Source organism: Ancylobacter polymorphus, from assembly GCF_022836935.1.
In the GTDB taxonomy this organism is placed as follows: domain Bacteria; phylum Pseudomonadota; class Alphaproteobacteria; order Rhizobiales; family Xanthobacteraceae; genus Ancylobacter; species Ancylobacter polymorphus_A.
This window is the reverse complement of the sequence record NZ_CP083240.1, coordinates 215,958-241,288: the sequence shown is the minus strand read 5'-3', so window position 1 is coordinate 241,288 and position 25,331 is coordinate 215,958. Positions and strand designations below refer to the sequence as shown.

The 25,331-nt window shown below is 63.0% G+C and carries 20 protein-coding genes and 1 pseudogene; 15 read left to right on the top strand and 6 right to left on the bottom strand.

The annotated features are described in order from the left end of the window. Positions 1 to 27: 27 nt before the first annotated feature. Complete coding sequence (locus K9D25_RS22155; protein ID WP_244451025.1) at positions 28 to 399, bottom strand: DoxX family protein; 372 nt, start codon at positions 397 to 399, stop codon at positions 28 to 30. A gap of 168 nt (positions 400 to 567) precedes the next feature. Next, complete coding sequence (locus tag K9D25_RS22150; RefSeq protein WP_244451024.1) at positions 568 to 1,170, bottom strand: superoxide dismutase; 603 nt, start codon at positions 1,168 to 1,170, stop codon at positions 568 to 570. A gap of 87 nt (positions 1,171 to 1,257) precedes the next feature. Here K9D25_RS22150 and K9D25_RS22145 point away from each other — a divergent pair, with 87 nt between their 5' ends. The 7 genes from K9D25_RS22145 to K9D25_RS22115 all read left to right on the top strand — a co-directional run bounded on the left by K9D25_RS22145 (position 1,258) and on the right by K9D25_RS22115 (position 11,113). Then, positions 1,258 to 1,923, top strand: coding sequence for a helix-turn-helix transcriptional regulator (locus tag K9D25_RS22145; RefSeq protein ID WP_244451023.1), 666 nt, complete (start codon positions 1,258 to 1,260; stop codon positions 1,921 to 1,923). A 465-nt stretch (positions 1,924 to 2,388) separates the two neighbouring features. Beyond that, positions 2,389 to 4,332: a sigma-54-dependent Fis family transcriptional regulator gene (locus tag K9D25_RS22140; protein WP_244451022.1), complete on the top strand. Its 1,944-nt coding sequence runs from the start codon at positions 2,389 to 2,391 to the stop codon at positions 4,330 to 4,332. 256 nt (positions 4,333 to 4,588) lie between these two features. Beyond that, positions 4,589 to 6,679 carry a hydantoinase/oxoprolinase family protein gene (locus tag K9D25_RS22135; RefSeq protein ID WP_244451119.1) on the top strand — a complete coding sequence of 697 codons (2,091 nt, stop codon included), beginning with the start codon at positions 4,589 to 4,591 and terminating at the stop codon, positions 6,677 to 6,679. Between the two features lie 37 nt (positions 6,680 to 6,716). Continuing rightward, positions 6,717 to 9,047: a hydantoinase B/oxoprolinase family protein gene (locus K9D25_RS22130; protein WP_244451021.1), complete on the top strand. Its 2,331-nt coding sequence runs from the start codon at positions 6,717 to 6,719 to the stop codon at positions 9,045 to 9,047. Positions 9,048 to 9,112: 65 nt separating this feature from the next. Next, positions 9,113 to 9,622 (top strand): acetone carboxylase subunit gamma, encoded by a 510-nt coding sequence (locus K9D25_RS22125; RefSeq protein WP_244451020.1) that lies wholly within the window; start codon positions 9,113 to 9,115, stop codon positions 9,620 to 9,622. Between the two features lie 109 nt (positions 9,623 to 9,731). Beyond that, positions 9,732 to 10,451 carry a CoA transferase subunit A gene (locus tag K9D25_RS22120; RefSeq protein ID WP_244451019.1) on the top strand — a complete coding sequence of 240 codons (720 nt, stop codon included), beginning with the start codon at positions 9,732 to 9,734 and terminating at the stop codon, positions 10,449 to 10,451. Beyond that, on the top strand, positions 10,451 to 11,113 hold the full coding sequence (locus K9D25_RS22115) for a CoA transferase subunit B (RefSeq protein WP_244451018.1): 663 nt from the start codon (positions 10,451 to 10,453) through the stop codon (positions 11,111 to 11,113). Before K9D25_RS22120 ends, K9D25_RS22115 begins: the two co-directional genes overlap by 1 nt. Before the next feature lie 262 nt (positions 11,114 to 11,375). Here the strand turns inward: K9D25_RS22115 and K9D25_RS22110 are convergent, their stop codons facing one another. The 3 genes from K9D25_RS22110 to K9D25_RS22100 form a co-directional block, all read right to left on the bottom strand. Beyond that, on the bottom strand, positions 11,376 to 13,061 hold the full coding sequence (locus tag K9D25_RS22110) for an ankyrin repeat domain-containing protein (RefSeq protein WP_244451017.1): 1,686 nt from the start codon (positions 13,059 to 13,061) through the stop codon (positions 11,376 to 11,378). 401 nt (positions 13,062 to 13,462) lie between these two features. Beyond that, positions 13,463 to 14,770 (bottom strand): histidinol dehydrogenase, encoded by a 1,308-nt coding sequence (hisD, locus tag K9D25_RS22105; protein ID WP_244451016.1) that lies wholly within the window; start codon positions 14,768 to 14,770, stop codon positions 13,463 to 13,465. 321 nt (positions 14,771 to 15,091) lie between these two features. Continuing rightward, positions 15,092 to 15,814: a TetR/AcrR family transcriptional regulator gene (locus tag K9D25_RS22100; protein ID WP_244451015.1), complete on the bottom strand. Its 723-nt coding sequence runs from the start codon at positions 15,812 to 15,814 to the stop codon at positions 15,092 to 15,094. Between the two features lie 152 nt (positions 15,815 to 15,966). Here K9D25_RS22100 and K9D25_RS22095 point away from each other — a divergent pair, with 152 nt between their 5' ends. The 8 genes and pseudogenes from K9D25_RS22095 to K9D25_RS22060 all read left to right on the top strand — a co-directional run bounded on the left by K9D25_RS22095 (position 15,967) and on the right by K9D25_RS22060 (position 24,644). Further along, complete coding sequence (locus tag K9D25_RS22095) at positions 15,967 to 16,917, top strand: cyclase family protein (protein ID WP_244451014.1); 951 nt, start codon at positions 15,967 to 15,969, stop codon at positions 16,915 to 16,917. Between the two features lie 6 nt (positions 16,918 to 16,923). Next, positions 16,924 to 17,694, top strand: coding sequence for an SDR family NAD(P)-dependent oxidoreductase (locus tag K9D25_RS22090; RefSeq protein ID WP_244451013.1), 771 nt, complete (start codon positions 16,924 to 16,926; stop codon positions 17,692 to 17,694). Positions 17,695 to 18,070: 376 nt separating this feature from the next. Further along, positions 18,071 to 18,940: an FAD binding domain-containing protein gene (locus tag K9D25_RS22085; RefSeq protein WP_244451012.1), complete on the top strand. Its 870-nt coding sequence runs from the start codon at positions 18,071 to 18,073 to the stop codon at positions 18,938 to 18,940. A 112-nt stretch (positions 18,941 to 19,052) separates the two neighbouring features. Continuing rightward, positions 19,053 to 19,553 carry a (2Fe-2S)-binding protein gene (locus K9D25_RS22080; RefSeq protein WP_244451011.1) on the top strand — a complete coding sequence of 167 codons (501 nt, stop codon included), beginning with the start codon at positions 19,053 to 19,055 and terminating at the stop codon, positions 19,551 to 19,553. After that, the gene (locus K9D25_RS22075) at positions 19,550 to 22,021 is read left to right on the top strand and encodes a xanthine dehydrogenase family protein molybdopterin-binding subunit (RefSeq protein WP_347881480.1); all 2,472 of its coding nucleotides are present in this window, start codon (positions 19,550 to 19,552) and stop codon (positions 22,019 to 22,021) included. The genes K9D25_RS22080 and K9D25_RS22075 overlap by 4 nt, the downstream gene beginning before the upstream one ends. Before the next feature lie 2 nt (positions 22,022 to 22,023). Then, positions 22,024 to 22,488 (top strand): SRPBCC family protein, encoded by a 465-nt coding sequence (locus K9D25_RS22070; RefSeq protein WP_244451010.1) that lies wholly within the window; start codon positions 22,024 to 22,026, stop codon positions 22,486 to 22,488. 412 nt (positions 22,489 to 22,900) lie between these two features. Further along, a pseudogene (locus tag K9D25_RS22065) lies at positions 22,901 to 23,158 on the top strand (transposase); the annotation flags it as partial. Positions 23,159 to 23,496: 338 nt separating this feature from the next. Beyond that, positions 23,497 to 24,644 (top strand): IS3 family transposase gene (locus K9D25_RS22060; RefSeq protein ID WP_244450976.1). Its coding sequence is split into 2 segments (ribosomal slippage): positions 23,497 to 23,731 and positions 23,731 to 24,644, totalling 1,149 coding nucleotides; the frame shifts between segments, so codons are not numbered across the junction. A 421-nt stretch (positions 24,645 to 25,065) separates the two neighbouring features. On the opposite strand, the gene K9D25_RS22055 is transcribed toward K9D25_RS22060, so the two are convergent. Beyond that, positions 25,066 to 25,329: a DUF2274 domain-containing protein gene (locus tag K9D25_RS22055; protein WP_244451009.1), complete on the bottom strand. Its 264-nt coding sequence runs from the start codon at positions 25,327 to 25,329 to the stop codon at positions 25,066 to 25,068. Between the last annotated feature and the right edge of the window lie 2 nt (positions 25,330 to 25,331).

The following is a 25,331-nucleotide window of genomic DNA, read 5'->3' as shown; positions in this document are numbered from 1 at the left end:
ACAATTATTCGTCCAGATGTTCCCGCCTCAACGCGATACTGGCACTTCGCTTCCACTGCGCACACGCCAGGTGAGCCATCCATTCAGGCAGGCAAGCACCATGACGACCAGCGGAGCGACTGCATGCGTGTACTCCGCGTGAAGTGCTACCGTCGCGGCGGCGGCTCCCATGATCGCAGTTGCAAGGGCACTACCGACGAGGCGCGTGAAAGGCAGGACGATCAAGGCCGCCGACGTCAATTCCAACATGCCGGTGAGATAGTGAAACCAGTCCGGATACCCCCAGCGCTGATAGTCTTCAAGGATAGTGGAAGAGGCAAAAATATTCAGGAAGCCGCCAACCGTAAAAAAGGCCGCCAAAGTCCACGCGTAAATATGTCGCCACGGCAATTTTCTCAAAGCCTCTCTCCTTCAATGCTTTCCTGTGCTCGGCAGGATGCTCTCAATGCTGATCAGAAGGTGCAACGTTCTGGCAGTTGAGGGCGAGAACGTCCATCGACAGGTTTGACAGCCATCTCCGAGTGCTGAATCGGTGGGACACGGCTCGACGCATCCACGAGATCTCGCTCAGGCGAGATTGGCTTCCGCGAACTCATAATTGGCGAGCTTGTCGAGGAAGTTGGTTACGTAGTCGGGCCGCCGGTTGCGGAAGTCGACGTAGTAGCTGTGCTCCCACACATCGAGGCCGAGCAACGGCTTGCCTTCCCCGGTCGCGATGGGATTGGAGCCGTTCGGCGTTTTCGTGACCTTTAGCTTGCCGTCGGTGCCAAGGATCAGCCAGGCCCAGCCGGAACCGAACTGACCGACAGCCGCCGCCTTGAAAGCTTCCTTGAAGACGTCGACCGAGCCGAGATCCTCGACGATCTTCGCTTCGAGCTTGCCGGGAATCTTGCCTCCAGCCGGCGACAGCGCATTCCAGAAGTGGATGTGGTTCCAGTGCTGGCCGGCATTGTTGAACAGGGGAGCGAGGTCGGCCTTGCCATTGGCAAAGAGGATGATTTCTTCGAGCGACTTGCCCTGAAGCTCGGCGCTCTTTTCCACGAAACCGTTCAGCGCCGTCACATAGGCCTGATGGTGCTTGTCATGATGAAGTTCCAGCGTTTCCTGGCTCATGCCGCGATCGCCAAGGGCCGAGTATGCATAGGGGAGAGCCGGCAGTTCGAACGCCATGATACGTCTCCTTGAGGGCTTCGGGCTTGCCTTCCATAGGCGGTCCAGATAATTTCCAAGAACTATCTTTGAAAATAGCGGAAGGATATGTCAAGCACACTCTTGGAAAATGGCGCGCACTCCCCCCGCAGCCCCGGAGAGCGCATTTTGATGGCGCTCAAGATGCAAGGAGCGCAGACGGCGTCCGCATTGGGCAAGCGGTTGGGCACGACCGGCGAAGCCGTGCGCCAGCAGCTTGTCCGGCTTGCGGAAGAAGGGCTGGTGACGACGAGTGCCGCTCCTTCCGGTGTCGGCAGGCCGACGCAATACTGGGACCTGACGACCGCGGCGCAGGCCCGCTTTCCGGACACCCACGCGGCCCTGACCGTTCAGCTTCTCGGCATCATTCGCGGCAGCCTGGGTGAAGCAGCCCTCGACAGCATCATCACCCGGAGAGAGGACGACACGCGGGCGACCTACGAAGCCGCCATGTCCGGCCTTGGAAGCCTGCACGAGCGGGTAGCGACGCTCGCCGCGTTGCGATCCGCGGAAGGTTATATGGCCGAATGGCTGGAAATGACGGACGGCTCGCTCATTCTGATCGAGAACCATTGCCCGATATGCGCCGCGGCGATGTCCTGTCAGGGGTTCTGCCGCGCCGAGCTTCAGGTGTTCACATCGGTGCTCGGGCCGACGGCGCATGTGGAGCGCCGAGAGCATATCGTCCAAGGTGGCCGCCGCTGCACCTACCACATCCGGCAGGTGGACGTTTGAGCTTCATCCGGAGCGATAGAACCGTTCGAGCATTCGCCTTGCAACTGAGTGCCAGGCCGTCCTTTTCAACGCCGGGCTGAAATGGCGACCTTCCGGCGGGGCATCGTGCACGCCGATGCCTGCGGGTCGCGAGCTTACCGTTCAACGCTAGCGACGTCCTGACCGGATGGCCGCTTGCTCGATATGTCGGAGCCGGTAACGCTTCGCGCCGAACTCTTGCAATTCTGTCTAGGTTCGTTGCACAGAAGGCGAAAGATACCTTACTCTTATTAAACCAATATGTGCCGAAGAAGCACATTGCTAGTTTAGACCTAGGGCGGTGCGTTCGCGACAGGACGTCGCATGGCCGGCTCCCATCGCCACCTGACTTGGGCGGGGATCGCGACATGCTGCCGTCGTTCTCCGCTTGCCAACGGAGGACCGCCATCCGCGCGGCGACGTCCCTGCAAAGGGGAGGACGACGGCATGGAGCAGAATGCGATCCGTACGGCATGGGAACGCTTCCTGAAAGACGGCGTTGGCTCGCCGGGTATATCCCGCGCGCTCGCCGCCTCATGGGAGAGGTCACGCGCCGGCGGCATCGGTGTCGGCCTCACTGAGGCGCCACTCGCCGCGGAGCCGGAACTCTTCCGCCGCCGTTCCGCCAACGCGACGCTGCTGAACGTGGCGCGCCCGGCGCTCGAACGTTCCGGCCTTTTTCTCGCCGACGCCTCCTCCATGATGATCCTGAGCGACGCCAGCGGGTTCATCATCGAGACCGCGGGCGATCCGCGCGTCGTCGACCATGGCCGCCGTAACCATCTGGAAACCGGCGGTCGCTGGGCCGAAGGCGTGATTGGCACCAACGCCATCGGCACCGCGCTGATCGACGGACGGCCGACGGAGATCCGCGGCGCCGAGCATTTCTGCGAGGACGTGCAGCGCTGGACCTGCGCCGCCACCCCGGTTCGCCATCCGCTCGACCATCAGTTGCTCGGCATCGTCGATATTTCCGGTCCCGTCGACCACTTCAATCCGCAGAGCCTCGCGCTCGCAGTCGCCATCGGCCAGGAGATCGAAGCCGGGCTGTATCGCACGGCGAAGGTCGAGCATGAGCTGTTGCTGCGCAGCTTCGTCTCGAAACGCTCGATCTGGCTGAGCGAGGAGATTCTCGTCGTCGACCGGCGGGGCTTTCTCGTGCACGCGGCGGATTCCGCCCGCCGCCAGTCCGATGCGGCGCCCGAGCGGCTGGCCGAGGAGGTCCGCCACCTCATCGGCGCCGCCGAACACGAGGCGTGGGAAGAGAACTGCCGCCACCGCTTTCCCAATGCCAGCGTGGAGATCGTCCGCTCGGACGGCGAGGCCATCGGCTGCCTGATCGTGATGCACCGCTCTCGCGCGCGGTCCGCCGCGTCGGTGGAGAGCCCGCGCGAGGCGGTCGAGCCGGAGATCGGCTTCGACCGCATCCTCGGCTCCAGCGCACCGATGCGCGAGGCCCGCGAGCGCGCCCGCAAGCTGGCGGCCAACAGCCTGCCGATCCTCATCGAGGGCGAGACCGGCGTCGGCAAGGAGCTGTTCGCCCGTGCCATCAGAAGCGCCAGCCCGGCCGCCAGCGGTCCTTTCGTGCCGCTGAACTGTGGAGGCATGCCGCGCGACCTCATCGCTAGCGAGCTGTTCGGCTACACCAAGGGTGCCTTCACCGGCGCCGATGAGAAGGGCCGCCCCGGCCGCATCGAGCAGGCGGACGGCGGCGTGCTCTGTCTCGACGAGATCGGCGAGATGCCGCTCGACCTGCAATCCTATCTGCTGCGCGTGCTGGAGGACGGCGTGGTCTACCGGGTCGGCGACCATGTGGGGCGCCGGGTCAACATCCGCATCCTCTCCATGACCAACCGCGACCTCTCCGCCGAGGTCGAGGCAGGCCGCTTCCGCCGCGACCTCTACTATCGCATCGCCGCCGCCCGCATCCGCATCCCCTCCCTGCGGGAGCGCGGGGAGGACGTCGTCACGCTGGCCGGCGGCTTCGCACAGGCCGCCGCCGCGCGTCAGGGCCGGCCGGTCCCCGTCTTCGCGCCGGAGGTTCTGGAGCGCCTGCGCCATTATTGCTGGCCCGGCAATGTGCGCGAGCTGCGCAACGTGGTCGATGCGATGATCGCGCTCGCCGATGGCGACGTCATCGGCCTCGACGACCTGCCGCCCGAGCTCGACGGACAGGCGCCGCCCGTGCCCCGACCCGGCGCGGTCGCTATGGATTTCCCCGAGGCCGCGGCCCCCGTCGCCAACCTCAAGGCGAGCGAACGCGCGGCGATCCTCGCGCAGGTGGAAGCATGCGGCGGCAATCTGACGGAGGCGGCCCGCCGCCTCGGCATCGCCCGCTCCACGCTTTACCTGCGCCTCAACGGGTATCGCAGCGGCGGCACCGTCCGCTAGCATCGCCTCGTCCGCCGATCATCCGCCTGTCGTCCGATAGTCGGACAGGATGCGACGCGAAGACGATCTTCGCAAACGCGATAAGTGTCTAAAAATATTCGAAAGACGACAGCGAGCCGATACTGGCACGCCTTCTGCGTTCCTCCTTTGGCCCGGCTCGGCAGAAGCCGGTTGAACACCAGGAGGGACGCTTGTGAACATCCATTCTCCGACCAACCGAAACGTGCAGGTGCTCGGCATCGACGCCGGCGGCACCATGACGGACACGTTTTTCGTCGACTCCGACGGCGACTTCGTCGTCGGCAAGGCGCAGAGCACGCCGCAGAACGAAGCCCTCGGCCTGATCGCCTCCAGCGAGGACGGCCTCGGCAATTGGGGCCTCTCACTCGACGCGGCGCTGAAGCAGCTCCAGACCGGCGTCTATTCCGGCACGGCGATGCTCAACCGTGTCGTGCAGCGCAAGGGCCTGCGCTGCGGCCTGATCGTCAACCGCGGCATGGAGGACTTCCACCGCATGGGCCGGGCGATCCAGGCCTATCTCGGCTACGCCTATGAGGACCGCATCCACCTCAACACGCACCGCTACGACCCGCCGCTGGTGCCGCGCAATCTGACGCGCGGCGTCGTCGAGCGCGTCGACATGTCGGGCACGGTGGTGATCCCGCTGCGCGAGGAGACGGCCAGGGAGGCGGCTCGCGAGCTGATCGCCGCCGATGTCGAGGGCATCGTCATCAGCCTGCTGCACTCCTACAAGAACCCCGATCACGAGCGGCGCGTACGCGACATCGTGACGGAGGAGGTGAAGAAGAGCGGCAAGGCGATCCCGGTCTTCGCCTCGGCCGACTACTACCCGGTGCGCAAGGAGACCCACCGCACCAACACCACCATCCTCGAAGGCTATGCGGCCGAGCCGTCGCGCCAGACGCTGAAGAAGATCTCCGACGCCTTCAAGGAGCACGGCACCAAGTTCGACTTCCGGGTGATGGCGACGCATGGCGGCACCATCTCGTGGAAGGCCAAGGAGCTGGCCCGCACCATCGTGTCCGGCCCCATCGGCGGGGTTATCGGCGCGAAATATCTCGGCGAGGTGCTGGGCTACAACAACATCGCCTGCTCGGACATCGGCGGCACCTCCTTCGACGTCGCCCTCATCACCCAGGGCGAGCTCACCATCAAGAACGACCCGGACATGGCGCGCCTCGTCCTGTCGCTGCCGCTGGTGGCGATGGATTCGGTGGGGGCCGGCGCCGGTTCCTTCATCCGGCTCGATCCCTACACCAAGGCGATCAAGCTCGGCCCGGACTCGGCCGGCTACCGCGTCGGCGTGTGCTGGAAGGAAAGCGGCATCGAGACCGTCACCATCTCCGACTGCCACATGGTCCTCGGCTATCTGAACCCCGACAACTTCCTCGGCGGCGCCGTGAAGCTCGACCGCCAGCGCTCCGTCGATGCCATCAAGAAGCAGCTCGCCGATCCGCTCGGCCTGTCGGTCGACGATGCGGCGGCCGGCGTCATCGAGCTGCTCGACAGCGACCTACGCGACTATCTGCGCTCGATGATCTCCGGCAAGGGCTACTCGCCGGCGAGCTTCGTGTGCTTCTCCTATGGCGGCGCCGGCCCGGTTCATACCTACGGCTACACTGAAGGTCTCGGCTTCGAGGACGTCATCGTGCCCGCCTGGGCGGCAGGCTTCTCCGCCTTCGGCTGCGCGGCGGCGGATTTCGAGTACCGCTACGACAAGTCGCTCGACATCAACCTCGCGCCCGACGCCCCGGCGGATCAGCGCGAGGCGGCGGCGCAGACGCTTCAGGCGGCGTGGGAGGAACTCACCCACAACGTGCTGGAGGAGTTCAAGCTCAACGGCTACGCGCCCGAGCAGGTGACGCTGCAGCCCGGCTACCGCATGCAGTATCGCGGGCAGCTCAACGACCTCGAGATCGAGTCGCCGCTGTCCAGCGCCTCGACCGCGGAGGACTGGGAACAGCTCGTCGACGCCTTCAACACCACCTATGGCCGCGTCTACGCCGCCTCCGCCCGCTCGCCGGAGCTTGGGTATTCGGTCACCGGCGCCATCATGCGCGGCGCGGTCCCGATCCCGAAGCCGAAGATCCCGAAGGAACCACTGGAAGGCGAGACGCCCCCGGAAGAGGCGAAGATCGGCACCCGCAAGTTCTACCGCAAGAAGCGCTGGGTCGATGCGCAGCTCTACCGGATGGAAGCGCTACGTCCCGGCAACCGCGTGGTCGGGCCCGCCATCATCGAATCCGACGCCACCACCTTCGTCGTCCCCGACGGCTTCGAGACCTTCCTGGACGGCCACCGGCTGTTCCACCTCAAGGAAGTCTGACCGCCACGACAAGCCGAAAACCAGGAGGAAACCGAAGATGAACATCCGTGTTCGCGACAAGGATCTCGACGCGTCGACCGGCGGCATCGTCCGCGGCGGCGAAACGCTCAAGCAGCACCGCGACCGCATCATGGACGCGACCAAGCAGACCGGCCGCTACGCCGGGCTGGAGACGATGGCGCTGCGCGACAGCCAGCCCATCCTCTACAACAAGCTGTTCTCGCGGCTGCGTGCCGGCGTGGTCGACGCTCGCGAGACCGCCAAGAAGATCGCCGCCTCGCCGATCGTCGAGCAGGAGGGCGAGCTCTGCTTCACCCTCTACAATGCCGCCGGCGACAGCATCCTCACCTCGACCGGCATCATCATCCACGTCGGCACCATGGGCGCAGCGATCAAGTACATGATCGAGAACGGCTGGGAACATAACCCGGGCGTGCGCGACAAGGACATCTTCTGCAACAACGACTCGCTGATCGGGAACGTCCATCCCTGCGACATCCACACCATCGTCCCGATCTTTTGGGAGGGTGAGCTGATCGGCTGGGTCGGCGGCGTCACCCACGTCATCGACACCGGCGCCGTCGGTCCCGGCTCGATGGCGACGGGCCAGGTTCAGCGCTTCGGCGACGGCTACTCCATCACCTGCCGCAAGGTCGGCGAGAACGACACGCTGTTCCGCGACTGGCTGCACGAGAGCCAGCGCATGGTGCGCACCACCCGCTACTGGATGCTGGACGAGCGCACCCGCATCGCCGGCTGCCATATGATCCGCAAGCTGGTGGAGGAGGTGATCTCCGAGGAAGGCATCGATGCCTACTGGAAGTTCGCCTACGAGGCGGTCGAGCACGGCCGGCTCGGCCTGCAGAACCGCATCAAGGCGATGACGATCCCCGGCAAGTACCGGCAGGTCGGCTTCGTCGACGTTCCCTACGCCCATCCGGACGTGCGCGTGCCCTCGGACTTCGCCAAGCTCGACACCATCATGCACGCCCCCTCGGAGATCACCATCCGCGGCGACGGCACCTGGCGTCTCGACTTCGAAGGCTCCAGCCGCTGGGGCTGGCACACCTACAATGCCCATCAGGTGAGCTTCACCTCCGGCATCTGGGTGATGATGACCCAGACGTTGATCCCGTCGGAAATGATCAATGACGGCGCGGCCTACGGCACCGAGTTCCGCCTGCCCAAGGGCACGTGGATGAACCCGGACGACCGCCGCGTCGCCTTCTCCTACAGCTGGCACTTCCTCGTCTCGGCGTGGACGGCGCTGTGGCGCGGCCTGTCGCGCTCCTATTTCGGGCGCGGCTATCTGGAGGAGGTGAACGCGGGCAACGCCAACACCTCCAACTGGCTGCAGGGCGGCGGCTTCAACCAGTACGACGAGATCCACGCCGTGAACTCGTTCGAATGCGCGGCGAACGGCACCGGCGCCACCGCCGTGCAGGACGGCCTGTCCCACGCCGCCGCCATCTGGAACCCGGAAGGCGACATGGGCGACATGGAGATCTGGGAGCTGGCCGAGCCGCTCGTCTATCTCGGCCGCCAGATCAAGGCGTCCTCCGGCGGCGCCGGCAAGTATCGCGGCGGCTGCGGCTTCGAGAGCCTGCGTCTGGTTTGGAACGCCAAGGACTGGACCATGTTCTTCATGGGCAACGGCCACATCTCGTCCGACTGGGGCCTGATGGGCGGCTATCCGGCGGCCTCCGGCTACCGCTTCGCCGCGCACGACACCGGCCTCAAGGAGCTGATCGCCACCGGCAAGCCGATCCCGCTCGGCGGCGACACCGATCCGCAGAATCCCGTTTGGGACGACCTGATCAAGGGCGCCGTCATCAAGCGCGACAAGCAGGCCATCACCACCGAGGAAATGTTTGCCGACTACGATCTCTACCTCAACTACATGCGCGGCGGGCCGGGCTTCGGCGACCCGCTCGACCGCGTGCCCCAGAGCGTGGTGGACGACCTCAACGGCGGCTACCTGATCGAGCGCTTCGCTCTCTCCGTCTATGGCGTGGTGGCGAAGAAGGAAGCGGACAGCGCCTATGTGCTCGACGCACCCGCGACCGAGGAACGCCGCGTGGCGATCCGCAAGCAGCGCATCGCCACCTCGGTGCCGACGCGCGACTGGATGCGCGGCGAACGCGAGAAGATCCTCGCCAAGGATGCCGGCACCCAGGTCCGGCAGATGTTCGCCGCCTCCTTCAAGCTCGGGCCGCGCTTCGAGGCCGATTTCCGCTCCTTCTGGGACCTGCCGGAGAGCTGGATCCTGACCGAGGAGGAGATCGGCGTGCCGCATTACGGCTCGCGCTATTCCATGGACGTGTCCGAGCTGCCGGACGTGAAGACGGTGCAGTTCGTCGAGGAATGACGCCAGGCGGGCCGGTGGTCACGCCGGCCCGCTCACCTCATCAACAAACATAGCGAGGAAACACCATGGCCTATACGCGCGCCAAGATCGCGGACCTGATCGACGGCACCGTCGATCACGACACGCTGCACCAGATGCTCTCGACCCCGAAGGACCCGGAGCGCTTCGCGACCTATATCGAGATCCTTCAGGAGCGGGTGCCGTGGAGCGATCGCATCGTGCTGCCGCTCGGCCCCAAGCTGTACATCGTGCAGCAGAAGGTCAGCAAGAAATGGACGGTCCGCTGCCAGTGCGGCCACGATTTCTGCGACTGGCGGGACAATTGGAAGCTGCACGCGCACATCCATGTCCGCGACACCGCCGAGGAGCTCGAGGAGCTCTATCCGCGCCTGATGGCGCCGACCTCCTCCTGGCAGGTGCTGCGTGAATACTACTGCGCGGAATGCGGCACGCTGCATGACGTCGAGGCGCCGACGCCCTGGTACCCGGTGATCCGCGACTTCGAACCCGACATCGACACCTTCTACAAGGACTGGCTCGGCCTGCCGATCCCCGAGCGCGCCGACGCCGCCTGAGCCCGACCGGGCCCACGCCGGCCGGCGTGCCTCTGCCGCCGGAGCGTCCCCCGCTCCGGCGGCCTTCCGGCCGCCCGATCCTCCATTCCCATCCTGAAAGAGAGACGCGATGGCGCAAGGCAAGCTTCGCCCCGATTCCGTCGCCGCGCTCGACGGCCTCCTCTTCGACGGCATGACCATCATGTCGGGAGGCTTCGGGCTCTGCGGCATCCCACAGGCCCTCATCGACACCATCCGCGATTCCGGTGTCCGCGAGCTGACGGTCATCTCCAACAACGCCGGCATTGACGGCGCCGGCCTCGGCATCCTGCTGGAGACCCGGCAGATCGCGAAGATGATCTCGTCCTATGTCGGCGAGAACAAGCTGTTCGAGGAACAGTACCTGTCCGGCGAACTGGAACTGGAGTTCAACCCGCAGGGCACCCTCGCGGAGCGCATAAGGGCCGGCGGCGCCGGCATCCCCGCCTTCTTCACCCGCACCGGCGTCGGCACCATCGTCGCGGAGGGCAAGGAGGTCCGGCACTTCGACGGGGCCGACTACGTGATGGAGCGCGCGCTCACCGCCGATCTCGCCATCGTCCACGCCCACAGAGGCGATACCGAGGGCAACCTCGCCTATCGCAAGACCGCCCGGAACTTCAATCCGATGATGGCGACGGCCGCGCGGGTCACCGTCGCGGAAGTCGAGGTCCTCGTCGAGCCCGGCGCCACAGACCCCGATCACATCCACACGCCGGGCATCCACGTCGACCGGCTCGTCCCGGTGCCGGATACGCCCAAGCGCATTGAGCAGCGCACCGTCCGCACGCGCCAGAAGGAGTCGGCCTGATGCCCTGGACACGAGATCAGATGGCCGCCCGCGCCGCCCGCGAGCTGGAGAACGGGTTCTACGTGAACCTCGGCATCGGCCTGCCGACACTGGTGGCGAACCACATCCCGCCCGGCATCTCCGTACAGCTCCAGAGCGAGAACGGCATGCTCGGCATGGGCCCCTTCCCGTTCGAGGGCGAGGAGGACCCGGATCTCATCAACGCCGGCAAGCAGACCATCACCGAGCTGCCGACGACGAGCTACTTCTCCTCCGCCGACAGCTTCGCCATGATCCGCGGCGGGCATATCGACCTGTCGATCCTCGGCGCCCTGCAGGTGTCCGAGGCGGGCGACATTGCCAACTGGATGGTCCCCGGCAAGATGGTGAAGGGTATGGGCGGGGCGATGGATCTGGTGGCGGGCGTGAAGCGCGTCATCGTCCTGATGGAGCACACCGCCAGAGGCGAGCCGAAGATCCTGCCCGAATGCACCCTGCCACTCACCGGCCGGGGTGTCGTCGACCTGATCATCACCGATCTGTGCGTGTTCAAGGTCCTGCGCGGCGGCGGGCTGTCTCTGCTGGAACTCGCGCCCGATGTCGATATCGCCGCCGTAGAGGAGCGGACGGCAGTGACGTTCGACATCCCGTATTGGTACCTCGCCGAAGCGTCGACATCGTGAGTCGACGGCCGCGTTCGACCCGGCCATCACTTTCTTTAATTCTACCACAGATCGATGGCCACCTCATCGAGCTCAAGCTGGTCAAACGTAAGATGTATGACCGCGCAAACTCGATCTGCTCAAGGCACGCATCGTCGCGCTGTCATAGTTTCACTGCTGAAATTGCGTCAGAGCCGATATTGGACGCTGATTGGGGCGCAACGTTGCGAGCCGTTTGACAATCATCCTCCGATGCCATGCAGCCCTGATGAACAGAGTATTCTTACGTCTTAGCACGGCGATACGCGTCTGTGGCGCGTTCCATCAACTCAGCAGCCTCGTCGAAATCGATGTCTCGCGCAACCTCAGCCGGAGTTTGCCCTTTCGCGTTCTTCACTGCTGGATCAGCGCCATAAGCGAGCAGAATGCGCGCGACCGCCGCTGCCAGGTCGGGATCGCCCGGCAGGATAAATAGCGGGGTCGGCCCGTCTCCATCGGCTGAAATCTGGTTGGCCCGTTCAGGCTCCGCGCGCAGAACCGCTTCCAGCCGGTCAAGCTTTGCCCTGTAGCCGAGGGTGCGCACATCGCGGCTGAGCGCGGCAAGCCGCTCGAAGATGTCTGATTGTCCCATGACGGCTGCCCAGCTCAGTGGGGTTCCGCCCCAGCGCCGCTCGGTCAGATCGACATCGCCGCCTGCGCCCAGGAGTAGCTCGACCGCCTCCAGCGAGCCAGATTGCACCGCCCGATGCAGCGGACTGATGCCGTCTGCGTCCAGCGCGCGGGCCGACGCGCCGAGAGTAAGCAGCAATGCGACTGCACCGGCATTGCCGAACTCAGCGGCCGCCAGTAGCGGTGTCGCGTCCTTCACGAGCCCGGGATCAGTGGCGAGCAGCGCGCGGGCAGCCGCCTCATCCTGGCGCAGGCACGCCGCCTGGAAAGCCTGTGCTCCCGTCAACTTGGCCGGCTCCGCACCGTGACGCTCCAGAAGCGAGACCATGTCGAGAAAGCCCGATATCTGCGCAAGCTTGTGCATCGGCCAGCCATTATAAGCCTGGGGCGCATTCGCGCTGGCACCGTGCCTGAGGAGCCACGCGGCGCGCTCGAGATGGTTTTGCCCGACGGCGTTGCCAAGAAGATAGTCGAGCGTGTTGACCTTTATCGTGCCGCCGTTGATCCATGCGTCCGGGTCACTCCATTTGGACGTGAGACCCTTCGCGAGGCAAAGCTGCCAGAGCCGCTCATACCAATCGATGTCCTTGCCATCGACGGAGATATTGTAGAGCGACTGCCGATCGAACGGGTCAGCTCCCGCCGCGACGAGGAGATCGACGAGAACCTGCACCTGAGGATGACTCGGCTTATGCTGCTCACCGCGCCCGATGGCGCCGGTGAGCACGGTAAAGGGGCTGCCCCACCCGTCATCGAAGCCGAAATTCGGATCGGCGCCCGCATCAAGCAGCAGCCGCGCTATGGCAACTGCATTGTGTGCATCGAGGCGCCCGTATGTGACATGCGTGAGAGCGGTCCACATGTGGACCCCATCCGTACGTGTCGCTTCAGCCGGGTCGCCAGCAAGCCGGCGTCTGACCTCGGCAAGGTTGCCGGAGGCCGCGGCGGTAAATATGCTGTCGCGGGCGATGGCGGGGTAGCGGTCGAGGACATGGCGGGCGAGTGCCGGATCGCCGTCCCAGCCGTGGCGAAGCAGCTGCTTGACGCGATCGGCGTTGCTCCCGCCGGCTCGTGCCAGTTGTTCGATCTCCTGCCTGAGTGCGACCCAGCTTTCACAGCCATACTCCCGTGCCAGGGCATGCTGGACATGGCGCAGGAGCGGCTCGGCTGGTCCGTCGGGCCAGGCGGCGCGAAAGCGGTTCGCGGCTGCCGGGCTGGGGGCATGAAGTGCCCTTAGCCAGCGCTTGGCTTCCTTACGCAGGCTTTCGACAGACGTGCGAGACGTGAGGGTACGGCTCACGACAAACCTTCCTTCCAATCGCCCAGTGTCCGCTTACGAAAGGCTGGAAGAAGGTTCTCGAGTATCTAGTGACTGGATGAGAGCAAGCTCTCTTGCCGCGGACAGGTGGCGCTCCAGACGCGCACTAACGTAGTGATGGCCTACGTCGTTTTTCCTGTCAACGAGGCTCTCGCGGCTCCAGGAATGCTCAGACAGCCGCACCGCCGAGGCGAGCAGGAGGCCGAACGTCACCGCATCGAAGACCATAGCGGGCGTCCTTTCAGCAATCTGTAGCCGTTGAGTCCCGCCCGCACGCCGGCCAGATGGAGCAGCGTCCACACTGTCGTCGGCTCGAGGGGCGGTCCGACGAAGGCCGCGGTTACTGCCGCTGTGCCGATACGGCAGCAGAACGCGCCCGAGTCCTAGTCGGCGGCCTCCCCATATGGAACATTCAGTCCGCCGTAGCGGCGTACACGTACGTTGGCCTGTTCAGCGTGGCCAACGAAACCCTCGAGTAGACACAGTCGCGAACAGTAGCCGCCTATCTCCACTGCGGCTCTATCGGTTGTGATTTTCTGGTAGCTGTGGGTCTTTAGAAACTTGCCGACCCACAGTCCTCCAGTGTAGCGACCAGCCTTTTTAGTGGGTAGCGTATGGTTGGTGCCGATTACCTTGTCTCCATTCGCAACGTTCGTGCGGGGGCCGAGAAACAACGCGCCGTACGAACGCATGTTCTTCAGAAACCAGTCGTCCCGGTCTGTCATAACCTGAACATGCTCGGAGGCCATATCATTGGCAACGTCAAGCATCTCGTCGTAGCTGTCGCACAGGATCACCTCACCATAATCCTCCCAGCTCTTTGCCGCGGTCTCCCGCGTCGGCAAGATCGCCAGGAGACGTTCGATCTCGGCCATGGTCTGGGTTGCCAGGGCTCGCGAGTTCGTTACCAGCACCGCGGGCGAGTTGTATCCGTGCTCCGCTTGGCCCAGAAGGTCCGTGGCGCACATCTCGGCATCGACGCTGTCATCGGCGATCACCATCGTCTCGGTCGGGCCCGCGAACAGATCGATGCCGACGCGCCCGTAGAGTTGGCGCTTCGCTTCGGCCACGAATGCATTGCCGGGGCCGACCAGCATATCGACCGGATTGATTGTCTCCGTACCGATGGCCATTGCGCCGATGGCCTGGATCCCGCCCAGCACGTAGATCTCGTGAGCTCCGCCCAGCTTGATTGCCGCAATGACCGCGGGATTCGGTTCGCCCTTGAAAGGCGGTGTCGCCGCGATAATCCGTGGAACGCCGGCTACGGAGGCGGTTGCGACCGACATGTGGGCGGAGGCGACCATCGGAAATTTGCCGCCCGGTACGTAACAGCCAACAGACTGAACTGGAATGTTCCTGTGGCCTAATATGACGCCGGGCAGGGTTTCAATCTCGATGTCGCTCATCGAGTTGCGCTGCGCTTCAGCGAACTTGCGGACCTGGGTCTGTGCAAACCGGATGTCTTCAATGTCGCGGTCCGCCACCTTGTTCATGAGGCCCTCTATGTCGCTCTCCGACAGCCGGAAAGAGGGGGGCGAAAACGCATCGAACCGTTGCGACAGTTCCCGGACCGCGCGGTCGCCGCGTGCCTCGATATCCTTGAGTGTGGCCTCAACGACCGACCGCACCTGTTGGTCGTCCTCGGAGCGCTCGGCTTCTGGTTTGCCCTTCTTGAGATGCACGATCATGTCGCCTCCGCTTTGTCGCTCTGGGGTGATGCAGGCGGTGGCGTAGCCCCGCGGGCTACATCATATGGATACCTGCCGCGCTAGGGGCGCCACCCGTCTCCGCCATTATTTATCAATCGATTATTTATTTCTTGTTGTCAAGGACGCCGTGTTCGCTCCGGCGAAACAGGTGGCGTGGGCGCGTAACGACCGGACGGCTTATGATGCGCACGAGTTTGGCTCGCGGCCTCGATCACGGATCATCCGCCGGACAGGCGTCAAATTCCGTCGTCACGTCCGAGCTCACGGGATGAGCCAGTCGCCAAGAGGCCTTAGGCTGGGTCAGCGAGTGGGGACCTTCCGCTTGGATAGAGCCGAATGCTTCGGCGACTTCTTGAGAGCGGCCGGGGTGACGGCCGCCAACGCCTGTTCCGCATAGAAGTCCTGAATACCGAGATGGAACAGGCGCACCGTATTGGCGATCATGCGCTGGCGATCCTGGACCGGCGGTAACTCATAGATATGTTCGCGCACGCCGGCATAGAAGATCCCGCTGTGGAAGGCCCACGCCAGTTCCAGCTCCTCCGCCGACGGGGGGATTTCGTCATCCAGCCCGACAAGATGACGATACTCCTTCATGATGCGCTGAAGAATTCGTTCTTCCAGCAATCCGATATACCAGCGATTGATATCGGCGCCTTTCAAGCCGGAGAACAGATAAATGCGCATCCATTCGCGGGCGAAAATAGCGTCGGTATAGCTTCCGTAGAAAACCCGCAGACGTTCGTCCAGAGGCCGGCTCCGGTCGCAGAGGAGCTGATCCCATTCGACGTTCCAGCGATCAAGGTAAACGGCCCTGTAGACTTCGCGAATCAGGCTCTCCTTGTTGGGAAAGTAACGATAGAGCAGCGGTTGGGTGATGCCGAGCTGCTGCGCGAGCTCACGCGTGCTGCTTTCAAAGCCGTTCTCGGCAAAGACCGAAATGGCTTCGGACAAGATCTTCTCTCGACGCTCGGCGGGCGGCAGGCGGCGGCGGCTGTCAGTCTTGCTTGCGGCTTTCTTCATGGACGCCCGTCGTTCCGATCCAGGTCAGCCTTCGGCGCGAACGAGCCGCGCGGATGCCTGCAGATCCCTACCTCGCCGCATATTACACATTGTGACCTTGACGGCCAGTTTGCTTCGATATTAATTATCGATCGATAAACATGGAGGGCGCGATGAGCTTCGATCGTCAGGCGATCTACGACGCGGCAAATGAGGTTTCCAACTGGGGGCGCTGGGGCGAAGACGACCAGATCGGCACGCTGAACAACATCGAGCCGTCCGATGTGATCGCGGCTGGCCGGTTGATCCGCAAGGGCCGAACGTTCTCCCTCGCCCTCTCGCTCAAGGAGCCGATACAATCCGGGCTGTTCGGAGGACGCTGGAATCCGATCCACACCATGCTGGCCACCGGAACCGATGCCGTCGCCGGCAACCAGGATGCTCCCGGGCCTTATCTGCGGTACGCGGACGACGCCATAAACATGCCGTGCCAAGCGTCCACCCAATGGGACGCGCTCTGCCACATCTTTCTCGACGACAAGATGTACAATGGCTACGATGCTGGGCTCGTCGATGCGAAGGGTGCAAGAAAGCTCGGTATCGAGCATGTGCGCGACAAGATGGTCGGGCGCGGCGTCCTTCTCGACATCGCCCGCTTCAAGGGCCTGTCCTCGCTGGCGGATGGCTACGCGATCACCAGCGCCGACCTCGATGCCTGCGCGACGAGCCAGAATGTGGAGATCCGCAAGGGTGACTTCGTGATCGTGCGCACCGGACACCAAGAGCGCTGTCTCGCGTCCGGGAGCTGGGAGGGGTACGCCGGCGGAGACGCTCCGGGCCTGGGTTTCGAAACGTGCTTCTGGCTGCGGAACAAGGACGTCGCTGCAATCTGTACCGACACATGGGGCTGCGAGGTGCGGCCGAACGAGACCAAAGACGCCAATCAGCCCTGGCATTGGGTCGTCATTCCGGCGATGGGAATCTCGATGGGCGAGATCTTCTACGTGAAGGAACTGGCCGAGGATTGTGCGCAGGACAAAGTCTATGAATTCTTCTTCGTGGCTCCGCCTCTGCATCTGCCCGGCGGTGCCGGCTCGCCGATCAATCCCCAAGCTATCAAGTGATCGGCCATGACGAGCGATGTTGATGTGCTGGCGAACTTCCATCTAGGCGGAAGACGCGCCTTGGTCACCGGAGCTGGACGCGGCCTAGGTCGGGCCATCGCCGACGCGTTGGCGATGGCAGGTGCCGATGTGACGCTCTGCGCACGATCCGCCGATCAGATCCATCACGCATGCGACGAATTGTGCGGGAAGGGTCTCATTGCGCGTCCGCTGGTTTCGGACGTGACCGACATCAGGGACTTTGGCCGTTCGGTCGCAGCGTTGCCGGCATTCGATATCTTTGTGAACAATGCCGGCACCAACCGGCCCAAGCCGCTCAGCGACGTCACCGAGGAAGACTATGACGCGGTGATGGATCTGAACCTGAAGTCCGCGATCTTTGCGGCTCAGGCCGTCAGCCGCGGCATGGCGAATGGTGGCATCCGCGGGTCCATCATCAACATGTCGTCGCAGATGGGCCACGTCGGTGCAGCAAACAGGACGATCTACTGCGCGTCCAAATGGGCGATCGAGGGGTTCACCAAGGCGCTCGCCATCGAGCTCGGCCCGGTCGGGATTCGCGTCAACTCGATCGGTCCGACCTTTATCGAAACGCCGATGACGAAGCCCTTCCTTGAGAAGGAGGAGCAGCGGCGCGAGATCGTGTCCAAAATAAAGCTCGGGCGGCTCGGCCAGCTCTCCGATGTGGTCGGTGCGGCCATCTTCCTCGCGTCGGAGGCTTCTTCGTTGATGACGGGCAGCTCGCTCGTTATCGATGGTGGATGGACAGCCGGCTGACAGGGCGCGCGAATGCCGCCCTTGGCTCGGCTCGACAACGCGCAGGCAGACGGATGCGACGCTGTTTATCGAATGATTTTCTAGTCGCCTCTCCCAGTCCAGCGCTTTGATTTGCGCGAAATGCCGAGGGGAAGCGCGTGCAGAGGTCTTGGTGGTCACCTGTTACGTATTGGCGCGTCGCGTGAAGTCATTCTGCTTGACACCAAACATATATTAATGTTCATTTGATAAATAAATACGTGCTCAGGCTCGCGGGGGGCGTGCCTGCAGTATTGTGCTCGTGTATAGCGCGGCTGACTGCTTAATAAGGCCTGGCATATTCTCGACAAGTCCGGATACGTCTTCAATCTATAACAAAACTATGTTGGGAGGAGTCATGAAGCCTGCAGCATTCGAATATGAAAGGCCGGGGACGGTCGATGAGGCGTTGGCATTCCTGGACCGTCGCGGCGACAGTGCGAAGGTTCTCGCTGGCGGGCAAAGCCTTATCCCGATGATGAATTTGCGACTGGTTCAGTTCGGCTGCCTGATTGATATCGGCCGCCTCGAGAGCCTGCGCGGAATCGAAAGCGCCGACGGCGTGCTGCACATCGGTGCGATGACAACGCACAACACCCTGCTGAACTCTCCGACGATCGCGCAGGCCTGCCCTCTGATCGCCGAAGCCTATCATGAAGTCGCCCATCATTCCGTGCGCAATCGTGGAACGCTGGGCGGGAGCCTCTGTCACAATGATCCGGCCTCCGAGATGCCGCTGATCATGTCGGTGCTCGGGGCGACAATGGTCGTTCAGAGTTCGAACGGGCAACGGCAGATTCCGGTCGAGGAGTTCCTGCAGGGCGACTTCACGACCGCCCTGGAACCCAATGAGCTGCTGGTGGCAATCACCTTGCCGGTGCCGCCAAAGCCGCATGGCTATGCGTTCCTTGAAGTGGCGCAGCGAAAGGGCGACTTCGCCCTTGTCGCCTGCGCAGCGTTGCTGGAAGTGCGAGATCACCTGTGCCGCAACGTGCGCATCGGTTACCGGAACATCGGCTGCGACACGGTGCGCTTGCCGGTCGTTGAAGCGATGATCGAAGGGCGAGCACCCACAGCCGAGGTCATTGCAGAGGCGGCGGACGCTGCGGCCGAGGCATCGGACCCGCCAGCCGATCTCCATGCGACGTCGGACTATCGTCGCCAACTTGTCCGGGTGCTGACGCAGCGAGTGCTGGCGAGAAGCGTCGACCGTGCCGTGGCCTCATAGGCGCACGCGGTCCGAATGATGATCCGGCGATGTTCGGCGGTGATCTGCTGGCGTCGCCGCAATAAAGGCCGCCCGCATCGGCCCGCTGAACGACCTTGAGGGAGGAGCGTGCATGTCGAAATGCCAGATTTCCGTAACTGTTAACGGGCAACGCCACGAGCGTCTCGTCGAGCCGCGATTGCTGCTCACCGACTTTCTGAGGCATGAGCTGAGCCTTCCCGGTACGCATGTTGGATGCGAGCATGGCGTGTGCGGAGCCTGCACCGTCCTGGTCGACGGCAAGGCGACCCGTTCCTGCTTGTGCTTCGCCGTCCAGCTCGACGGGCAGTCGGTGGAAACGGTCGAGTCGCTGGGGACAGCCGAGGAATTGCACCCCATCCAGCAGGCATTCTGGGAAAAGCATGGCCTGCAGTGCGGCTTCTGCACGCCCGGCATGATCATGAGCGCCGCCGAGTTGCTGCGCGGCAACAGCAATCCCGCCCGCGAGGATATCCTTGAGGCCATCGGCGGCAATCTCTGCCGCTGCACGGGTTACCAGAACATTGTCGCATCCATCGAGCGCGCCGCAGAAATCATGCGCGCGGGTGCCGCCCACGGGGAGAAAGCAGCATGACCACGATGGACAGCGCTCGCGCCATTCCTCCAAGCCGGCAGCGCGAACGCCCTGGCCAGGCGCTGAAGTGGATCGGTCAGAATATGAAGCGAGTCGAGGACCCGCGCATCATGACCGGCAACGGCCGCTATGTGGATGACATCGACCTGCCCAACATGTTGCACGCGGCCGTGTTGCGCAGCCCCCATGCTCATGCCCGTATTGTTTCGATCCGCAGCGAGGCTGCCGCCAGTCTGCCCGGCGTGGTGAAGGTGCTGACCGGCGAGGACCTTGCGAAGACGACCGGCCCGTTGCCCTGTTTTGCCAACCCTCCGGTCGAGCAACGTTGTGTCGCGGTTGGAAAGGTTCGCCATGTCGGTGAGCCCGTCGTTGTCGTCGTCGCGGAGAACCGCTACGTCGCCGAGGACGCTCTCGATCTTGTCGAGGTCGACTACGAAAGCCTGCCGGTCATATCCGATGCAGAAACCGCGCTGGCGGCAAGCGGCGACGGTATCCTTCATCCCGAGCGTGGACCGACCAACATCGCCCTGCAGCGGAGGTTCAAGTTCGGTCCGGCGGACGAGGACTTCGCCAATGCGGCCAGGATCGTCCGCCGCAAGCTCTATTGGCCGAGATCAGGCGCGCAGCCCATGGAAACGGTGGGCGCCATCGGTCAGTACGACAGCGGCAGCGGCAAGTTCACGGTCTATTGCAACAGCTCTATGTATAATTATGTCGGCTTCACGCTTGCCGGTTCTCTCGGGGTTCCCACCCACAAGCTGAATGTCATTCCGACGATCGCCGGCGGCAGCTTCGGGAGCAAGCTGTTCGCCCACAAGGTGCCGATTCTGGCCGCCTCGCTGGCGCGTCTCTGCCGCCGTCCGGTGAAATACATCGAGGATCGGATCGACAATATCACCGCGTGCGACAATCACGGCTCGGAACGTTGGTACGAGGCCGAGCTCGCGCTCGATGCGGCCAACAACATGATCGGGCTTCGCTGCTCGTGCATCGACGACTATGGAGCCTACTTCCAGTTTGGCGTTGGCCATCACGGCAATGCGCTGTCGCAGATCACCGGCCCCTATAAGATCCGATCTGTCGATATCGAGATCACCGCGGTGTTCTCGAATAAGTGCCAGCAGGGTGCCTATCGCGGATTTGGTTCGGAAGTGTCCAATTTCGTCATCGAGCGAATGGTCGACGCCGCCATCGATGAACTCGGTCTCGATCCCGTCGAGTTTCGTCGACAGAACTTCATCAAGCAGGAACAGTTTCCCTACAAGATTCCGACCGGGAATCTCTACGACAGTGGCAATTATCCCGCGGTGCTCGACAAGGCACTCAGCATGCTTGACTATGCCGGCTGGCGGAAAAAGCAGGCGGAGTTACGCAAGCAGGGCCGTTACATCGGCATCGGCATCGCCACCTGCCAGGAGCGCAGCGTTTTCAGCTCGACCGAATTCTGGATGCTGAATCCGGAGCCGGGTTTCGCGCTGACGAGTTCGCCGGAGGCGGTCAGCGTCAAGATCGATGCCATGGGCAAGGCACTTGTCTCGCTCAACGCTCCCTTCTGGGGCAACAGTCCGGAGACGATGGCGACCCAGATTCTCGCCGAGCTGCTCCAGATTGATCCTGCAGACATCAGCATCACTTATACCGATACCGATCATGGCCTTGCCGGCACAGGGCCGGGCGGCAGCCGTTACACGGTGATGATCGCGGGTGCACTTGTGGGGGCCGGCAATATCATTAAGGCGAAGCTCTTCAAGATCGCCGCACATATGCTTGGCTGCACAGTCGAGGAACTCGAAATGCGAGACGGCAAGATCGGCCCCCGGGACGTCAACACGTTCGTCACCATCCCGGATGTCGCGCTTCACGCCCACATGTTTCGACTGTCTCTTCCCGACGATCCAAGCCTGACCAGCGGCCTCGATGCTGCCTACACCTACGATCACCCGCTCACCACCATGCCCTCGGAGGATCGATCCGACCTCGGCATCTTCTATCCGATCATGGGCCATATGTGTCATATGCCGGTCATCGAGGTCGACGTCGAAACCGGGCAGGTCACGTTCCTGGACTATGTCGCGGTCCATGACTGCGGAACCGTGGTCAATCCGGTGACCTTGAGCGGGCATGTGACCGGCGGTACCGCCCAGGGCATCGGCACGGCGCTGCTCGAACGCTTCCAGTATGATGAGAACGGTCAGCTGCTGACCGCCTCTTTCGCCGACTACCTCATTCCGACCGTTCACGAGATGCCGCCGAAAATCCGCGTGGGGCACGTGGAGACGCCATCTCCTTATACCGAATTCGGTATCAAGGGAGGCGGTGAAGGAGGACGCATGGGCGCGCCACCGGCGATCTGCGCCGCCATCGAGGACGCGCTACGGCCTTTCAACGTAAAGGTCGATGCGATGCCGTTGCCGCCAAGCACGCTGCATGGCCTGATACGACAAAAACAGAAAAAGGGAGAAGACTGAGCATGGAACTCACTGGTCAGGCTCGCATCGAGGCGCCACGAGAAGTGGTCTGGGCGGCCCTAAACGAACCCGAGGTTCTGCGACGGGCGATTCCGGGCTGCGAGGAGCTGGAGCGCGATGGCGAGGATGGGTTCGCCGCCAAGGTCGTGCTGAAGGTCGGGCCCATCAAGGCAACCTTCGGCGGCCGGGTAAGCCTCAGTGATATTCAAGCACCCGATAGTTATGTAATCATCGGGGAGGGACAGGGCGGGATTGCAGGTTTCGCCAAGGGGCGCGCCTTTGTGTGCCTCCATGAAGAGTCCGATGATGTCACGCTCCTGCGCTATGAAGTGAAGGCGGATGTCGGTGGCAAGATAGCCCAGTTGGGCGCACGACTATTGGATTCGACTGCCAAGAAGATCTCGGCACAGTTCTTCGGCGCGTTCGCGGATATTGTCACGAATAAACAGAGTGAAATGACGCAGTAGGCCACGCAGCGGTCGTTCAAAGCAATGATATAGGCGCAAATAGCCTGCTGATTCCAACGCGCAAATATATCCTGAAGTACCGCGCGCCAGATGCTGGAAAGGGTACGAAATGGTTGATTTTTGCCGTGCCGCCTGGGGAGTATTCATATCCTCTATTGCAAGCATTGGTTCAGCTTACGTTGTGCACGGTGACGCATGCACGACACACCTCGCGCGCCATTCGGTCGCGACACGAACGGACGGCCCGGCGAAACGCTAAACGAGCCACCGCCTCTGTGTTAGTGGTCTCAACGCAGAGGCCGAGGCAACAAGCCCCCGATCGCCCTCATGATGACGTGCTCCCGGTTTTTTGGTCCGGCCGGAACTGGAATTTTCCACTTATGGTCCCCGGCACGGGGAGGAGGAGAATTCCATGAAGGCATCGAAGTTTTCGGAGGCGCAGATCGCCTTCGTTCTGAAGCAGGCGGAGGACGGCACGGCGATCGGTGAGGTGTGCCGCAAGACCGGGATTTCCGAGGCGACGTTCTACAATTGGCGCAAGCGCTATGGCGGGATGATGCCGTCGGAAGTGAAGCGACTGCGCCAGCTGGAGGAGGAGAACGCCAAGCTGAAGCGGATCGTTGCGGACCTGTCGCTCGACAAGGCGATGCTGCAGGACGTTCTCTCAAAAAATGTATGGTCCGCCCCGTCGTTGCAAGGTTCGGGTTCGGTCTGACGATCCAGTCTGCATAAATGTATCCGGCCTCTCGCGAGTGGGCTGTTGTTGCAGCCAGGCCATGATGAGATCCGCGCGCCCCGTTCTCGAATAACTGGCTCGGGCTGGAAGCCCGCTTTTTTGCCCAGAGCTTACGGTGCGCCGATCAACTTTCTCGTCATCACTCTCCCGTGCCTCGCAGCTGGTCGAAGGCGTGGGTCAGGCTGCCGCCAGCCCACGCCGCTCGTAGGTTGTGAACCGCCCCTAGATTCCTGGACGCCTTCTTCCCTAAATTTGAGGCAAGGAGGCCCCCGATGGGCAAAGCGAACTTCACCGAGGACTTCAAGCGCGACGCGGTCGTTCAGATCACCGAGCGGGGCTATCCGGTTGCGGAGGTGGCTGCGCGGCTGGGGATCAGCAAGTACTCGCTCTACGAGTGGAGGAAACGGTATGGCAAGTCCGCCACCGTGGCCCGCGATGACGATCAGGCCGCTGAGGTCCGCCGGCTAAAGCGCGAGTTGCAGCGCGTCACCGAGGAGCGCGACATCCTAAAAAAAGCGGCCGCGTACTTCGCCAAGGATGCAAAGTGAAGTACGCGTTCATGGCCGAGCATCGTCTGCAGTTTTCGATCCGCGCCATGTGTCGGTGCCTCCGCGTCCAGCCCAGCGGCTTCTACGCCTGGCTGAAGGATCCGCTGAGCAAGCGCGCGCTGGAAGACCAACGACAGACCGAGCTGATCCGGGCGGCATGGAGCGAGAGCGGCAGGGTCTATGGCTATCGCAAGCTTCACGACGACCTGGCGGACATGGGCGAGCACTGCTGTCCCAACCGGGTTGCGCGGCTGACGCGGCTTGCCGGTATCCGGGCGCAGATCGGCTACAGACGCCGCCCCGGCCAATATGGAGGCAAGCCCTCCTTGGCGGTCGACAACACGCTCGATCGCCGTTTTGACACGGAGGCGCCTGACAAGGCCTGGGTGACCGACATCACCTACATCCGCACCCACGAGGGCTTCGCCTATCTGGCGGTCGTGATCGACCTCTTCTCCCGCCGCGTCGTCGGTTGGTCCATGCAGGTCCGGCAGACGACCAACGTCGTGCTTCAGGCGCTGCTGGCCGCCGTCTGGCGACGCAAGCCGAAGGACCGTGTGCTGGTGCATTCGGATCAGGGAAGCCAGTTCACCAGCTTGGAGTGGGCTTCATTCCTGAAACACCACGACCTGCAGCCCTCGATGAGCCGTCGCGGCAACTGTCATGACAACGCCGTGGCCGAGAGCTTCTTCAACCTGCTCAAGCGCGAACGCATCCGCCAAAAGGTCTACCGCACGCGCGACGAGGCACGCCGGGACGTGTTCGATTACATCGAGATGTTCTACAACCCCACCCGGAAGCACGCACGCAACGGAATGCTGTCGCCAATCGAGTTCGAACGGCGGCACAAAGCGAAAGCCGAAGGCGTCTAGAAAACGTGGGGCGGTTCACCCCGACATATAGGCGGGGCACGTCTCACTCTTGCCGGCCAGTGGTTCTGGTGCGCGCAAGCGGCGATCAACAAACTCCACAAGGGGAAAATGCGAGCCGCTGCGATCGAGTATACGGAACACAGCCATCTCGAGATCGGCGTGTTTTCGGATCTCCCGACCGGCCTCCTCTCTAATGGGTTCAGCGCTTGTGACGCTAGGCATTCTGGCGTGCACATCGACTTCGTGTGTATGGCTCCCGGCGCTCGAGCCGGGGCGATCCCACGATCTGGGTTGGACGGAGCCTTTGTTATAGGTGAGCGGCAACGGCCCGAGTGCGCGCCTCCTCTCCTATGGGGGGAGAGCATTTGCCGCGCTCTCTAGAAAAAACGCTTATTGGAAAGACCGATGTCACTGGCACACACTATGACGACGGTGTCGGCTGCGCCGTTGACCGGTGCGGCTGGCGGTCTTCGCCCCGTCGAACCCTGGCGAACTCTCTATCCGTTGCAATGAAGTGCTCGACCATGGGGGCGATGAGCTTTGTCGGATCATCGACCGGCTGACCGGTCTGCCGTGCCAGCACCTCGGCATAAGCTATCAGGTCGCGGTGAACCTGAGCCGGTAGTTCGACCGACACTTTGACCGGCTTTTCGTTGAGGATGGGCCCAAGTTTCAACCTGGCCATGG

Excerpts from the sequence above, each read along its gene's own strand:
- K9D25_RS22070 (WP_244451010.1), top strand. The coding sequence starts at position 22,024 with ATGGAACTCACTGGTCAGGCTCGCATCGAGGCGCCACGAGAAGTGGTC.
- K9D25_RS22150 (WP_244451024.1), bottom strand. The coding sequence starts at position 1,170 with ATGGCGTTCGAACTGCCGGCTCTCCCCTATGCATACTCGGCCCTTGGC.
- K9D25_RS22125 (WP_244451020.1), top strand. The coding sequence starts at position 9,113 with ATGGCCTATACGCGCGCCAAGATCGCGGACCTGATCGACGGCACCGTC.
- K9D25_RS22120 (WP_244451019.1), top strand. The coding sequence starts at position 9,732 with ATGGCGCAAGGCAAGCTTCGCCCCGATTCCGTCGCCGCGCTCGACGGC.
- K9D25_RS22080 (WP_244451011.1), top strand. The coding sequence starts at position 19,053 with ATGTCGAAATGCCAGATTTCCGTAACTGTTAACGGGCAACGCCACGAG.
- K9D25_RS22115 (WP_244451018.1), top strand. The coding sequence starts at position 10,451 with ATGCCCTGGACACGAGATCAGATGGCCGCCCGCGCCGCCCGCGAGCTG.
- K9D25_RS22095 (WP_244451014.1), top strand. The coding sequence starts at position 15,967 with ATGAGCTTCGATCGTCAGGCGATCTACGACGCGGCAAATGAGGTTTCC.
- K9D25_RS22100 (WP_244451015.1), bottom strand. The coding sequence starts at position 15,814 with ATGAAGAAAGCCGCAAGCAAGACTGACAGCCGCCGCCGCCTGCCGCCC.
- K9D25_RS22090 (WP_244451013.1), top strand. The coding sequence starts at position 16,924 with ATGACGAGCGATGTTGATGTGCTGGCGAACTTCCATCTAGGCGGAAGA.
- K9D25_RS22130 (WP_244451021.1), top strand. The coding sequence starts at position 6,717 with ATGAACATCCGTGTTCGCGACAAGGATCTCGACGCGTCGACCGGCGGC.
- K9D25_RS22075 (WP_347881480.1), top strand. The coding sequence starts at position 19,550 with ATGACCACGATGGACAGCGCTCGCGCCATTCCTCCAAGCCGGCAGCGC.
- K9D25_RS22135 (WP_244451119.1), top strand. The coding sequence starts at position 4,589 with ATGACGGACACGTTTTTCGTCGACTCCGACGGCGACTTCGTCGTCGGC.
- K9D25_RS22085 (WP_244451012.1), top strand. The coding sequence starts at position 18,071 with ATGAAGCCTGCAGCATTCGAATATGAAAGGCCGGGGACGGTCGATGAG.
- K9D25_RS22145 (WP_244451023.1), top strand. The coding sequence starts at position 1,258 with ATGTCAAGCACACTCTTGGAAAATGGCGCGCACTCCCCCCGCAGCCCC.
- K9D25_RS22055 (WP_244451009.1), bottom strand. The coding sequence starts at position 25,329 with ATGGCCAGGTTGAAACTTGGGCCCATCCTCAACGAAAAGCCGGTCAAA.
- hisD (WP_244451016.1), bottom strand. The coding sequence starts at position 14,770 with ATGATCGTGCATCTCAAGAAGGGCAAACCAGAAGCCGAGCGCTCCGAG.
- K9D25_RS22140 (WP_244451022.1), top strand. The coding sequence starts at position 2,389 with ATGGAGCAGAATGCGATCCGTACGGCATGGGAACGCTTCCTGAAAGAC.